10 protein-coding genes and 1 pseudogene are annotated in these 13,349 nt (G+C 66.2%); 4 read left to right on the forward strand and 7 right to left on the reverse strand.

Annotated elements, in window-relative coordinates; all coding sequences use genetic code 11:
- The first annotated feature begins 41 nt into the window (after positions 1-41).
- Entirely contained in the window at positions 42-2,378 is a 2,337-nt protein-coding gene (locus XH92_RS09280; protein ID WP_194458942.1) for a Tex family protein, read from the forward strand.
- A 167-nt stretch (positions 2,379-2,545) separates the two neighbouring features.
- Here the strand turns inward: XH92_RS09280 and XH92_RS09285 are convergent, their stop codons facing one another.
- On the reverse strand, positions 2,546-4,000 hold the full coding sequence (locus tag XH92_RS09285) for a catalase (protein WP_194458943.1): 1,455 nt from the start codon (positions 3,998-4,000) through the stop codon (positions 2,546-2,548).
- A 435-nt stretch (positions 4,001-4,435) separates the two neighbouring features.
- Between XH92_RS09285 and XH92_RS09290 the strand changes: the two genes are divergently transcribed.
- From XH92_RS09290 to XH92_RS09300, 3 genes and pseudogenes are all read left to right on the forward strand, one after another.
- A complete protein-coding gene (locus tag XH92_RS09290) occupies positions 4,436-4,924 on the forward strand; it encodes a hypothetical protein (RefSeq protein WP_194458944.1) in 489 nt (162 codons plus the stop codon).
- A 146-nt stretch (positions 4,925-5,070) separates the two neighbouring features.
- Positions 5,071-5,763: a response regulator transcription factor gene (locus XH92_RS09295; protein WP_021075850.1), complete on the forward strand. Its 693-nt coding sequence runs from the start codon at positions 5,071-5,073 to the stop codon at positions 5,761-5,763.
- 424 nt (positions 5,764-6,187) lie between these two features.
- Positions 6,188-7,123 (forward strand): annotated as a pseudogene (locus XH92_RS09300) (sensor histidine kinase); the annotation flags it as partial.
- 211 nt (positions 7,124-7,334) lie between these two features.
- Here the strand turns inward: XH92_RS09300 and XH92_RS09305 are convergent.
- The 6 genes from XH92_RS09305 to XH92_RS09330 are packed head-to-tail and all read right to left on the reverse strand — an operon-like array spanning position 7,335 to position 13,347.
- Positions 7,335-7,961 (reverse strand): FMN-dependent NADH-azoreductase, encoded by a 627-nt coding sequence (locus XH92_RS09305; protein ID WP_194458946.1) that lies wholly within the window; start codon positions 7,959-7,961, stop codon positions 7,335-7,337.
- Positions 7,962-7,970: 9 nt separating this feature from the next.
- Positions 7,971-9,545 carry an isochorismatase family protein gene (locus XH92_RS09310; protein ID WP_194458947.1) on the reverse strand — a complete coding sequence of 525 codons (1,575 nt, stop codon included), beginning with the start codon at positions 9,543-9,545 and terminating at the stop codon, positions 7,971-7,973.
- Positions 9,546-9,563: 18 nt separating this feature from the next.
- Complete coding sequence (locus XH92_RS09315; protein WP_194458948.1) at positions 9,564-10,412, reverse strand: MBL fold metallo-hydrolase; 849 nt, start codon at positions 10,410-10,412, stop codon at positions 9,564-9,566.
- Positions 10,413-10,463: 51 nt separating this feature from the next.
- The gene (locus XH92_RS09320; RefSeq protein ID WP_194458949.1) at positions 10,464-11,354 is read right to left on the reverse strand and encodes an amidohydrolase; all 891 of its coding nucleotides are present in this window, start codon (positions 11,352-11,354) and stop codon (positions 10,464-10,466) included.
- Complete coding sequence (locus XH92_RS09325) at positions 11,351-12,469, reverse strand: VWA domain-containing protein (RefSeq protein ID WP_194458950.1); 1,119 nt, start codon at positions 12,467-12,469, stop codon at positions 11,351-11,353. The genes XH92_RS09320 and XH92_RS09325 overlap by 4 nt, the downstream gene beginning before the upstream one ends.
- The gene (locus XH92_RS09330) at positions 12,466-13,347 is read right to left on the reverse strand and encodes a MoxR family ATPase (RefSeq protein WP_163151623.1); all 882 of its coding nucleotides are present in this window, start codon (positions 13,345-13,347) and stop codon (positions 12,466-12,468) included. The genes XH92_RS09325 and XH92_RS09330 overlap by 4 nt, the downstream gene beginning before the upstream one ends.
- Between the last annotated feature and the right edge of the window lie 2 nt (positions 13,348-13,349).

The following is a 13,349-nucleotide window of genomic DNA, read 5'->3' on the forward strand; positions in this document are numbered from 1 at the left end:
CATCGGTGATTTGGCGGCGTAACGGGGTGAGAGAGACAGGCGTGGCAAAGATTCATCATCAGATTGCGCAGGAGCTTGGGGTCCGCGATGAGCAGGTCGAGGCGGCGGTGACGCTGCTCGACGGCGGCGCCACGGTGCCGTTCATTGCGCGATACCGCAAGGAGCTCACCGGCGCGCTCGATGACGCGCAGCTGCGCACGCTGGAAGAGCGGTTGACATATTTGCGCGAGCTCGAGGAGCGCCGCACCGCGGTGCTCAATTCGATCCGCGAGCAGGGCAAGCTCGATGCCGCGCTCGAAGCCCAGATCATGGCCGCCGACAGCAAGGGCCGTCTGGAAGACATTTATCTGCCGTACAAGCCGAAGCGCCGCACCAAGGCCGAGATCGCCAAGGAGGCCGGGCTCGAGCCGCTCGCCGATCTCCTGTTGACGCAGCCGCAGAACGATCCGAACGAGGCCGCGGCCTCCTTCGTCAATGCCGAGAAGCAGGTCGCCGACGTCGCCGCGGCGCTGGACGGGGCGCGCGCCATCCTGGTCGAGCGCTTCGCCGAGGATGCTGACCTGATCGGTGCGCTGCGCGAGGAGATGTGGTCGAACGGCATCATGGCTTCGACCGTCCGCACCGGCAAGAAGACCGACGGCGAGAAGTTCAAAGACTATTTCGATTTTTCCGAGCCGCTGCCGAAGCTGCCGTCGCACCGCATCCTGGCGCTGTTCCGGGGCGAGAAGGAGGAGGTCCTCGACCTCGCGATCAAGCCGGAAGCGCAGGAGCCTGTGGTCGGCGTGCCCAGCCTCTACGAGCTCAGGATCATGAACCGCTTTGCGATCTCGAGCCAGGGCCGCAAGGGCGACAAGTGGCTGACGGAGACGGTGCGCTGGGCCTGGCGCACCAAGATCCAGATCCATCTCAACATCGATTTGCGGATGCGGCTGTGGACCGCGGCGGAGACCGAGGCGGTGCGCGTGTTCGCCTCGAACCTGCGCGACCTGCTGCTGGCGGCGCCGGCCGGCCCGCGCGCGACCATGGGGCTCGATCCCGGCTATCGCACCGGCGTCAAGGTCGCGGTGATCGATGCCACCGGCAAGGTGGTGGCGCATACGGCAATCTTTCCGCACGAGCCGCAGCGGCGCTGGGACGAGGCGCTGGCCATTCTCGGCAAGCTCGCGATCGAGCATGGCGTCGAGCTGATCGCGATCGGCAACGGCACCGCCTCGCGCGAGACCGACAAGCTCGCCACCGAGCTCGTGAAGCGGCTGCCCGAGCGCAAGATGACCAAGATCGTGGTCTCCGAGGCCGGCGCGTCGGTCTACTCGGCCTCCGCCTTCGCGTCGAGCGAATTGCCCGACCTCGACGTCACCATTCGCGGCGCGGTCTCGATCGCGCGGCGCCTGCAGGATCCGCTGGCGGAGCTCGTCAAGATAGAACCGAAGGCGATCGGCGTCGGCCAGTACCAGCACGATCTCGGCGAGGCCAAGCTGGCGCGCTCGCTCGATGCCGTGGTGGAAGACTGCGTGAACGCGGTCGGCGTCGATGCCAACACCGCCTCGGTGCCGCTGCTTTCGCGGGTGTCGGGCATCGGCGCGGGGCTGGCGCAGAGCATCGTGCAGCATCGCGACGCCAACGGCCCGTTCAAGTCGCGCAAGGCGCTCAAGGAAGTGCCGCGGCTCGGACCGAAGGCGTTCGAGCAATGCGCCGGCTTCCTGCGCATCAGCAATGGCGAGGACCCGCTCGATTCATCCGGCGTGCATCCGGAAGCCTATCCGGTGGTGCGCCGCATCCTCGAGGCGACCAAGAGCGACATCAAGGCGCTGATCGGCAACGCCGACGTGGTGCGCGGGCTGAAGCCGCAATCCTTCGTCGACGACACGTTCGGTCTGCCGACCGTCACCGACATTCTGCGCGAGCTGGAAAAGCCCGGCCGCGACCCGCGGCCGGCGTTCAAGGCGGCGGTATTCAAGGACGGCGTCGAGGAGGTCAAGGACCTCAAGCAGGGCATGATCCTCGAAGGCACCGTGACCAACGTCGCCGCCTTCGGCGCCTTCGTCGATATCGGCGTGCACCAGGATGGCCTGGTGCACATCTCGGCGATGTCGCGGAATTTCATCAAGGACCCGCGCGAGGTGGTGAAGCCGGGCGACATCGTCAAGGTCAAGGTGCTGGATGTCGAGGTCGCACGCAAGCGCATCGCGCTGACCTTGCGGCTCGATGACGAGGTCGGGCCGAAGAAGGACAATGCGGGACCGTCTCGCGATTTCTCGCGCGGCTCGGCCAAGATGACGTCGTCGGCACCGCGGCGTCCGCAGGAGCAAGCCGGCGGCGCGCTCGCCGACGCGCTGCGCCGCGCCGCCGAGAAGAGCGGGCGCGGCAAGCCGACCTGAGTCCGCTGTGCAGGCGCAATCCCCGTCATGCTGAGGAGGCCGCGGAGCGGCCGTCTCGAAGCACGACGGCCCCACTGTGCCCGCGCATCCTTCGAGACGCGCTGCGCGCTCCTCAGGATGACGGAGCGAAAGCGGTATTTGATTCGTCCCGGCTTGCGCTAAAGCTTTCAAGCCGCAAACCTCGCCAGCGCCTCCGCGACGCCCTTGCCGTAGGCCGGATCGGCCTTGCTGCAATTCGCAACATGCCGTTCCTGGATGTGCTTCGACGCCTGGCCGAGCTGACGGGCGGTGTTGTCGAACAGCGCCTGCTTTTGCGCGGCATTCATCTTGCGGAACAGATCGCCCGGCTGCTGCCAGTGATCGTCATCGACGCGATGATCCCAATGCGCGGCCGCGCCCGAAATTTCGAGCGGCGGCTCGTTCAGCTGCGGCTGGTCGGTCCACTCGCCATGGCTGTTCGGCCAGTAGGTCAGCGTCGCGCCCAGATTGCCGTCGGTGCGCATCGCGCCGTCGCGATGATAGCTGTGGAACGGACATTTCGGCGCGTTGACCGGGATCTGGTGGTGGTTGACGCCGAGCCGGTAGCGCTGCGCGTCGCCGTACGAGAACAGGCGGGCCTGCAGCATCTTGTCCGGCGAATAGCCGATGCCGGGCACGACATTCGCCGGCGCGAACGCCGCCTGCTCGACCTCGGCGAAGAAGTTCTCCGGATTGCCGTTGAGCTCGAAATACCCGACCTCGATCAAGGGATAATCCGCCTTCGGCCACACCTTGGTCAGGTCGAACGGATTGAACGGGAAGGCCTTGGCCTGCGCGTCCGTCATCACCTGAATAAACAGCGTCCAACGCGGGAAATCGCCGCGCTCGATGCTGTTGAACAGATCGCGCTGGTGGCTTTCGCGGTCCTCGCCGACCAGTGCCTCGGCCTCCGCATCGGTCAGATTCTCGACGCCCTGCTGGGTGCGGAAGTGGAATTTCACCCAGACGCGCTCATTGTTCGCGTTGATCATGCTGTAGGTGTGGCTGCCGAAGCCATGCTGATGACGGAAACTCTTCGGAATGCCGCGCTCGCTCATCACGATGGTGACCTGGTGCAGCGCTTCCGGCAGCAGCGTCCAGAAGTCCCAGTTCATGTCGGGATCGCGCACACCCGTGCGCGGATGCCGCTTGATCGCGTGATTGAGGTCGATGAAGCGCAGGGGGTCGCGGAAGAAGAACACCGGCGTGTTGTTGCCGACCACGTCCCAATTGCCTTCATCGGTGTAGAATTTCAGCGCAAAGCCGCGGATGTCGCGCTCGGCGTCCGCCGCGCCGCGCTCGCCGGCGACTGTCGAAAACCGCGCGAACATCGGCGTCTGCTTGCCGATCGCCGAGAAGATGCTGGCCTTGGTGTAACGCGTGATGTCGTGGGTGACGGTGAAGGTGCCGTGGGCGCCGGCGCCCTTGGCGTGCATCCGCCGCTCCGGGATCACTTCGCGGTGAAAGTGCGCGAGCTTCTCGATCAGCCAGATGTCCTGCAGCAGCGCCGGTCCACGCGGTCCCGCGGTCATGATGTTCACGTTATCGGCAACGGGGGCGCCGGAGGCGTGGGTCAGGAACGGGCGTTTGGTCTCACTGCTCATCGAAAGCTCCTTGCTCGAAGTCAGCACTCGTCGTCGTGCCGGCGTCCAGGGAAACCGGGTGAAAGACGATTGCATCGCGGATGGGTTGCGGCCGGCGCGACGGGGAGACCCGGTGATCGACAAATTGTGAACCGGATCTGCGATCCCGCCGCGACGACATCGCTTCTTGGATGAGTGCAGGATTAAGAAATCCGGCAGATCGATTCAACGCGCGCTACCCGCTGATTCCAGCCAAATGTCCGTCGATCTCGGCCAGCGCCGTCAGGGCGCGCGATCCAGCCTTTGCAGCGCGTGCCGGTGTGTTCGCCAACCCTAAATCCGGTGTCAGAATCTGGCGCATTTGTCAGTTGAAGTCGGCCGCCTGCTTGCGTCTTCTGGTCATCCTCTGCATGCGGCGACACGAGGTTCGCCGCGGTCCCAATCAGGGAGGATTTCATGAAGAACAGGCTTGTCACGTGTCTCACGGCAGCGACGCTCGCGGTCAGCGTTGCGCTTGCACCCGCTGCCCTCGCCAGAGGCGGCGGCGGTGGTGGTGGCGGACATGGCGGCGGTGGCTTCGGTGGCGGCCATGGCGGTGGCTTTGCTGGTGCCATGGGCGGCGGTATGCATGGCGGCGGCTTCGGCGGCATGCATGGAGGCGGAATGGCGTTCGCCGCGATGGGCGGCGGCGGGCATTTTGCCGGTGGGCATTTTGGCGGCGCGCGCTTCGCAGGTGCACCGGCATTTGGCCCGCGGTTTGCCGGCGCCGGATTCCACGGCTCGCGCTTCTTCCATCATGGCGGCTTCTTCCACCACCACCGCTTCCATCGCTTCGCCTTCTTCGGCGGTCCCTACGTCTATGCCGATTACTACAACGGCTGCTACCGCAGGGTATGGACGTCGTACGGGCTGCAATGGGTCAATGTGTGCGGGGACTATTGGTGATCACCCAACCAACCGCACCGTTGTCGCGGTCGTCGCCAGGCGTTCCATCCAGCCCCGGAATGGGATAGTCTGGCGGCGACCGTTGCGGGGCGCTCGGAGAGCTTGAGAACTCGGTGAGTTCAAGACAGCTCGGAGAGTTCAAGAAGATGACCGGAGCTCACCGCCGCATTCTTGTCGTCGAGGACGATCCGGAGACCGCGGGTCAGCTCGTCGAGGAGCTCACCACCAGCGGCTATGACGTGGATCTGGCTGCGAACGGCCGCGAGGCGCTGAGCCAGGGGGCGGCACGCGATTATGCCGTGATCACTATCGATCGCATGCTGCCCGACATCGACGGCATCACGGTGATGCGCCAGATGCGCGACGACGGCATCGCGGTGCCGTTCCTGATCATCAGCGCGCTCGGCGAGGTCGACGATCGCGTGCGCGGCTTGCGCGCCGGCGGCGACGACTATCTGGTCAAGCCGTTCTCGTTTGTCGAGCTGCTGGCGCGGCTGGAGGCGCTTGGCCGCCGCAGCGAGACCGTTGCCAAGGAGACCATCTTGCGGGTCGGCGATCTCGCGGTCGACCTGATCGCGCGGACGGCCAGCCGCCGCGGCCGCAAGATTCCGCTGCTGCCGAAGGAATTCCAGCTGCTCGAATATCTCGCGCGCAACGAAGGCCGCGTGGTGTCGCGCGCCATGCTGTTGCAGCACGTGTGGGATCTGCACTTCGATCCCTCGACCAACATCATCGACGTCTATGTCGGCCGGGTGCGCCGCAAGGTCGACGACCAGCAAGCCTATCCGCTGATCCACACGATCCGCGGCATCGGGTACTGCCTCCGTGCTCCTGGCTAAGACCCTGAAGTCGTCGACGTTCCGCCTGGCGTTGATCGCCATCGGTATGTTCGGCCTCATCGTGTCTGTGATCTTCGCCTATGTCTACTGGTCGACGCTGTCCTATGTACGCGACAGGTCCGACCGCGCCATCATGACCGAGCAGGCGAGCCTCGACGACGCCTATGCGCGATCCGGCCGCGATGGCCTGACCGCGTTGATCGCGCAACGCATCGCGAACAAGGGTCTTGCCGATCAGGTTTATCTGCTGGTCGGGCCCGGCTCCGCGGTGCTGGCGGGAAATCTCAAGCAATGGCCGGCAGACGCCGTTGGAGATGGATGGACGGAATTCCGGACCCCGCTGCCGCAGCTCGCGTCGGGAACCGCACTGGTGCGCGCCGTGACGAAAACCTTGCCAGGCGGTGATCGGCTGCTGGTCGGCCGCGACATCAGCGATCTCGACGGCTTCATGGCGCAGATCAGGGCTGCGGGTATCGCGGTCGTCGTGCTGATCATTGGGCTTGCGGCCGCCGCCAGCATCGGGGTCACAAGGCGAACCGTGGGCCGGATCGAGTCGATCAACGCGACCAGTCGCGCGATCATGCTCTCTGGCCTCGACCAGCGCATCCCGCTCCATGGCAGTCATGACGAATGGGATCGCGTTGCCGAGAATCTCAATCTGATGCTGGATCGCATCCAGACCCTGATGGGCGACGTCAAGCAAGTCAGCGAGAATATCGCCCACGACCTGCGCACGCCGTTGACCCGGATGCGCGGCCGGCTCGAGAAGGCCTATCACGCCCCGCGCAACGGCGAGGGCGATGCGGCGCTGATCGGCGACACCATTGCCGATCTCGACGCGGTGCTCGGCATGTTCGCATCGATCACGCGGATTTCCGAGATCGAGACTCGGGCCCGCAAGGGCGCGTTCCGCACCGTCAACCTGGTCGAGATCGCGGGCGAGGTGGTCGAGCTCTACGATGCCGCCGCCGAAGAGGTCACCACCCATCTCGACCTTGCCGGCGATCCGGCGGTGCTGGTCACCGGCGATCGCGACCTTTTGTTCGACGCCATCGCCAATCTCGTCGACAACGCCATCAAGCATGGCCGTCCAGGCGGACGGGTGACTGTGACCTGCGAAAATGACGAGGGCGGGCCGGTGATTTCGGTCGCTGATAACGGTCCCGGCATTCCCGCCGAGCAGCATGACCGCGTCTTCAAGCGGTTCTACCGGCTCGAGCAGAGCCGCTACACGCCGGGCAACGGCCTCGGCCTCAGCCTGGTCGCCGCGGTCGCGAGCCTGCACGGCGCAAAGATCGAATTGCGCGATAACGCTCCGGGTTTGTTGTGCAGGCTCGTGTTCCCGCCGACGGAAACGTAGGGAGTGTCAGCGCTGTCGCGAGAATGCGGATGTATGTCCGCCTTCCGTGCAACAAAATTGGTGTCGTCCCGGGCAAGCGAAGCGCGGCCCGGGACCCATAACCACCAATGCGAATTGTTCTGCTGAACTGGGGCTACAGCTCGCTTCAACAACACGGCCCTGTGGTTATGGGTCCCTGCTTTCGCAGGGACGACGGTGTGGTGAGAGCAGCTCAAAACCGCCCCGCCATCTCCGCGAGCCGGCGGTGCGCGGCTTCGCGGGCCGCGCGGATCGGCTCCGCAGGCCCGGTGGTCGGGCCGATCGGCGCGAAGCGGACGTCACTGATGCCGATGAAGCGCAGCGCCTCGCGCAGATAGGGCGTCGCCATATCGATGCGGCCGCGGTTCATGCCGGTGACGAAGTCGCTGCCGCTGGCGATGATCGCGACTGTCGGGCGGTCCTTGAGCAGCGGCAGATAGCCCAGCGCCGGATCGAAGCGGAAGGTCAGCCCGGGCTGGATGATGACGTCGAGCCACTGCTTGAGCTTGTAGGGAATGGAAAAATTCCACATCGGGGTCGAGATCAGCACGCGGTCGGCCAGCGACAGCCGCAGCGCCAGGCGCTCGGCGACGGCAAAGGCGTCTTGCTGCGAATTGGTGAAAGCCTTGCCGCCGATCCGGGCGTATTTCGCCTCGAGCAGATAGCCCTCGAACTCCGGCAACGGCTCGCGCCAGAGGTTCATCGCGTCGATCTCCCAGTCCGGCCGCACCTCGCGGAAGCGATCGAGAAAGACGCGCGCGCCGGCCGCCGATGTCGAATCGGCGCGGGGAGAGCAGCTAAGATGGAGCAGCTTCGGCACCGCGCCTCCTCAGCCCAGCGCCTTGATGACAGTGTCGGCGTTGGTCACGACGGAGACGTTCTGGAGTGCGAAGTTGATCGCGGCGTTGTGCCAATCGGCATTCATGGTCGAGCAGCAATCCTCCGGCACGATCATGAAGTAGCCCTTGTCGGCACCGGTGCGGGCAGTGTGCTCGACCGACATGTTGGTCCAGGCCCCGGTGTTGATGATCATGTCGCGGCCGGTTGCTTTCAGGATGGTTTCGAGCCGCGTACCTTCCCAGGCGCTCATCCGCATCTTCTCGACCACGAAGTCGCCCGGACGCGGCTCGAGCCCGGAGACCGGCGCCGCCCCCCAGCTGCCGCGCACCATCGCCTTGCTGTCGACCAACCCCTCGAACAGCGGTGCATTCAGTGTCACGCCGGGCGCGCCCGGCTCGACCACGAACCAGACATGGATGATGGCGACGCCGCGCGCCCGCGCGGCCTCGGCGACGCGGCGGACATTCTCGACGACATGCTGCTGGCGGGCATGCGCGGGCGCGCCGGACTCGGCGAACGCGCCGCCGTCCATGATGACGTCGTTCTGCATGTCCTGGATGATCATCGCGCAACGCTGCGGATCGATCCGCATCTCGCCGGCAGCGAGATTGGGTGCGGGCGCGGAGGTCGGTGCGGCGGCGGCGCCGCCGCGCTTGCCGCTCATATAGGGTTCATGGCGCGGCCCGACCTTCGTCGGGATCGCGTAGACCGAATGGGTCGCGGCAAGGTAAAGCGTGCGGAAGTCGGCGCCGCCCCAGGCGAGGTTGGCGACGAGCTCGGGCAGGCGGACCTTGCCGAGCAGATTGCCGTCGGGCGAATAGACCCAGACGCCGCCGGGCGCGGTGACCCAGACATTGCCGCGCTGGTCGCACTTCATGCCGTCGGGGACGCCGGGCTCGAGCTCGGAGCGGATGCCGCTTGCGAACACGCGCGGATTGCCGAGCGTGCCGTCGGCGCCGACATCGAAGGCACGGATCAGCGCCTGCACGGTGTCGTTGACATAGAGGATGCGCTCGTCGGGCGAGAAACACAGCCCGTTCGGTTGCTCGAACAAATAGCGGTCGACCAGCAACTTCGGTCCGCCGCCGCCGGGCGACACCCGGTAGACGCCCTGGAAGCCGAGCTGGCGTGGCCGCTCGACACCATAGACCGGCATACGGCCGTACCAGGGATCGGAGAAATAGATCGCGCCGCTCGAATGAACGCAGACGTCGTTCGGGCTGTTGAGCTCCTGGTTCTCGTAATGCGACGCCAGCACCTCGCGCCGCCCGTCGGGTCGCTCACGGATCAGCGAGGACGTCGCGTGCTCGCAGACGATCAAATTGAGGTCGGCGTCATAGGTCATGCCGTTGCACTTGTTCGACGGGCGCTTGACCTCGACCACGCCGCGCCGTGCATCCCAGCGCCGGCGCACGTCGCCCGGCATGTCGGAGAACAGCAGGAAGTGATCGACCGGATGCCAGATCGGTCCTTCCGTGAAGTCGAAGCCGGTACCGACCTGGCCGACCGGCGCGTAGGGGTCGATCAGGTCCTCGAACTCGCCGCGCAGCGTGACATGCGTCATCGCATCAAGCCTCCGCATCTACGCCGGGAACCAGTTGCGCTGTGGCAGGCTCTGCACGATCGGGCCCGGCACCTGGTCGTGCAGCCGCCCGACCACCACGCCGCCCTCGATCTTCGCGGGACGATCATGCACCGGCAGCAGATAACGCGAATTGTTCAGGAGCTTCTTGATCGAGGCCTTCTCGGCGCGCTTGCTGGTGCCGTGGTTGCCCGTGGTGCGCGGCTCGGCGTCGTGGATTTCGTTAAAGGGATTCACGATCTGGTCGTTGAAATCATAGATCACGTCGCCGCAGATCGTGGCGATGCCGTCGGCGGTGTGGACGTGAATGTTCATCGAGCCCTCGGTATGGGCGTTGGCGGCATCGCAATAGACGCCCGGCATCAACTCGACCGGGCCGGTAATCTCGAGGTCGAGGAGGCGCAGCGCGCTCTTGGTGTGCAGGCGGTCGATCAGGTGCTTGATGTCGGGTGCGGGATATTGCGGATGCATCAGGCCGGAGACGGAGTATTCCAGCTCCTTGCGGTTCAGCACAACGGTCGTGTTCATCGGGAACAGGTCGTCCTTGCCGGCATGGTCGATGTGCAGATGGGTGTGGCAAACGAAGCGGACGTCGCCCATCCGCACGCCGTGGCGGGCCAGCTGGTTCTCGATCATGTTCTCGTGGTACTGGAGGCCGCGCATGCCGAGCGTCTCCATGATCTGGTTGGATCGGTAGCCGGTATCGACCAGCACGGGGTAGGGGCCGCCGAGGATCAGGAAGCCGAGCGTCAGCACGCGGCGGGTGCGGCCGCAATTGTGCCCGAGGACGAGGAAACTCGATTCCAGCTCGATATCGCCATAGTCCAGGATCTTGATCTCCAACGGCATTGCTCTCCCTCCCAATTCCTGTTCGTATCGTGTTCTGTGTCCGCAACGCGCCTAGGGCCCCAGCCGATAGACCCGCGCCGCCGTGGTGCTGAAGATCGCCTCGCGCTGCTCGCGGCTGAGCCGTTCGGCTGCCGCCTTGAAGGCGTCGACGAGATCGCGGTAGCTGGTCCACAGCTTCTCGATCGGAAAGTTCGAGCCGAACAGGCAGCGCTCCGCGCCGAAGATCGCGACGGTGTCGATTACGACGCCGGCGATATGCGCGGCATCGTTGCGATGGATGAAGGTGCCGAGCCCCGATAGCTTGGACACCACGTTCGGGCATTGCGCGAGCCGCGCCATGCCGGCGCGCCAGGCGGCGCGGCCTTGCGGCGACAGATCCTCCAGCATGCCGGCATGCTGGAGGATGAAGGTCACGCCGGGGCAGGACTCCGCAAGACCGGCGGCGTCGGTCATCTGCGGCGCAAACACCTGCAGGTCGAAACTCCAGCCATAGTCGACGAGGTGGCCGACATTGCGCCGGATCACGGGATCGGTGCAGAGATCGGGCCGGGCCGCGAAGCGGTAGAGCGGGTTGTCGTGCCAGTGCAGCTGCATGCGCACGCCACGCACCAGCGGGTAGTGCTTTAATCGGTCGAGCTGCGGCCGGACGTCGTCGGCGGAAAAATCGGCATAGGCGACGAGGGCGTGCGGCCAGCCGTGCGCGTCGGCGGTCTGCTGCACCCAGGCGGCCTCATCCTCGAACTGGCCGTTCGGCCAGTTGGTCTGGACATAGACTGATCGGGTGACGCCCGTGCCCTTGAGGTCGTCGAGATACTCCTCGATCGGATAGTCGCGCCGGATCGGCTCATAGGGGCCGAAGATGCGCGGCTGCATCGGGCCGGACAGCCAGGCGAGATCGGCCTGACGCCAGATGTGATGATGTCCGTCGACGATACCAGTCACGCAGCTCTCCTTGTCGCAAGCGACAGCAGATGCGCGACCACTGCCGCGCTCGATCCGCCGTCCACGAGATCATCGACGAAGCGCTGGATCGCGATCAGCGCCTCGGTTTGCGGCTTGAAGCCGGGCGCGGTCGCGAGCGGTGTCAGCCAGCTCACCCGCCAGGCCCGCCGCGACAGTTTTGCGACCGCATCGCGCAGCGCGGCCGGATCGCCGCGCTCCAGACCATCCGAGACGATCACGACGGCGGCGCCGCGGGCATATCCGCCGAACCGCGGTACCGCGAGGAAGGCCTGCAGCGCGTCGCCGATGCGGGTGCCGCCGTCCCAGTCGCTGACCAGGAAGGATGCCGCACTCAGCGCCTGCTCGCGGCGCTTCAGCCGCAGCGCCGGGGTGACGCGGGTAAGCCTCGTGCCGAAGGTGAAGACCTCGACATTGCCGGCCGCCTGCACCAGCGCATGCGCCAGCCGCATATTCTCCTCGGTGCGCGCCTTCATCGAGCCGGAGACGTCGATCAGGAGCAGCATCTTGCGCGGCCGCTGGCGGCGGCGCATCCGGCCGAGCCGCAGCACCTCGCCGTCATTGCGCACGCTGTCACGCAAAGTGCGGCGGAGGTCGGCGAATGGACCAGAGCGCGCACGGCGTCGCCGGTGGCCACGCCGCCGCGGCAATCGCCGTGCCGCCTCACGCGACAATTGGCGCAGCGGATCGCTGGTCGGGACTTGCGCAAAGCGGCGCTCGACCAGCGCCTCGGCGCGCGCCGCCGCGAGACCGGATTCGTTGGCCTCGTCGGCGAGCGGCGGCTCGTCCTCGCCGCGGCCTTCCTCCTGCAGCCGAACGGTCTCCTCGTCCTCGCCCTCAGCCTGTTCGATCGCCTCGGCGCCGCGGAAGTGGATGTCGAACAGCCGGTCATATGTCGCGCGGCGCTCCGGCGGCGGCGCCAATGTCGCGAGACCGGCCTGGCGGATGTGCTCAAGGCTGCGTGGCCCGAGCAGCTCGATCGCGGCGAGGAAGCTCGTCGTCTGCTCCGGCGCGACCGAGAAGCCGTTGGCGCGCAACAGCGCGACAAAGGTGACGAAGATCCGCGCGGCGCGCGGCAGCTTGAGATCGTCGCTCACGCGGCAGCCTCCGCGATGATCGCGTCGAGCCGCGGCGAGATGAAATGCAGGTCCTCCTCGTCCTTCAGCGCGACGCCGATCGAGCGCTTGAACGCGTCCGGCCAGCGCGCGCCGCCCTTGTTGAGCAGGGTCGCGGCCTCGGCCCAGTCGACCGCCTCGGCAATGCCCGGTGCCTTGCTCAGGGGCTCGCGGCGCAGCCGGCCGACGGCGGCGACGACGGCACGGGCAGTCGCTTCGGCGACGCTGGACGCGCGCATCATCACGATCCGCGCCTCGCGCTCGGCGTTCGGATAATCGATCCAGTGATAGACGCAGCGCCGTCGCAACGCCTCGTGCAGGTCGCGCGTCCGGTTCGAGGTCAGCACCACGACGGGATGCTCGGCGGCGCGGATGGTGCCGCGCTCGGGGATCGAGATCTGGAAGTCGGAGAGGAATTCGAGCAGGAACGCCTCGAACTCCTGGTCGGCGCGGTCGATTTCGTCGATCAGCAGCACCGTCGCGTCCGGCGCGCGCAACGCGGCGAGCATCGGGCGCTCGATCAGGAACGACTCGCCGTAGATGTCGATGCTCTCTTCGCCGGCCTGCCGGATCGCGAGCATCTGGCGCGGATAATTCCACTCGTAGAGCGCGGCGGCGGCGTCGATGCCCTCATAGCATTGCAGCCGGATCAGCTTGCGGCCGAGCACCGCGGCGATCGCTTTCGCAGCCTCGGTCTTGCCGACACCCGGCGCGCCCTCGAGCAGCAGCGGCTTGCCGAGCGCGAGCGAGAGATAGGAGGCGGTCGCGATGCCGTCGTCGGCAAGGTAATAGGCCGCACGCAGTGCCTTCTCCAGCGCCTCGGGGCTGTCGATGCCGACGATGTTGCTGCGGACCGGCATGC

Origin of the sequence: Bradyrhizobium sp. CCBAU 53421 (genome assembly GCF_015291625.1) — a bacterium.
Classification (GTDB): Bacteria; Pseudomonadota; Alphaproteobacteria; order Rhizobiales; family Xanthobacteraceae; genus Bradyrhizobium.

Bases quoted from the DNA above. Each gene is read 5' to 3' on its own strand.
- XH92_RS09310 (WP_194458947.1), bottom strand. From the start codon at position 9,545: ATGACGCATGTCACGCTGCGCGGCGAGTTCGAGGACCTGATCGACCCC.
- XH92_RS09330 (WP_163151623.1), bottom strand. From the start codon at position 13,347: ATGCCGGTCCGCAGCAACATCGTCGGCATCGACAGCCCCGAGGCGCTG.
- XH92_RS09290 (WP_194458944.1), top strand. From the start codon at position 4,436: ATGAAGAACAGGCTTGTCACGTGTCTCACGGCAGCGACGCTCGCGGTC.
- XH92_RS09315 (WP_194458948.1), bottom strand. From the start codon at position 10,412: ATGCCGTTGGAGATCAAGATCCTGGACTATGGCGATATCGAGCTGGAA.
- XH92_RS09295 (WP_021075850.1), top strand. From the start codon at position 5,071: ATGACCGGAGCTCACCGCCGCATTCTTGTCGTCGAGGACGATCCGGAG.
- XH92_RS09285 (WP_194458943.1), bottom strand. From the start codon at position 4,000: ATGAGCAGTGAGACCAAACGCCCGTTCCTGACCCACGCCTCCGGCGCC.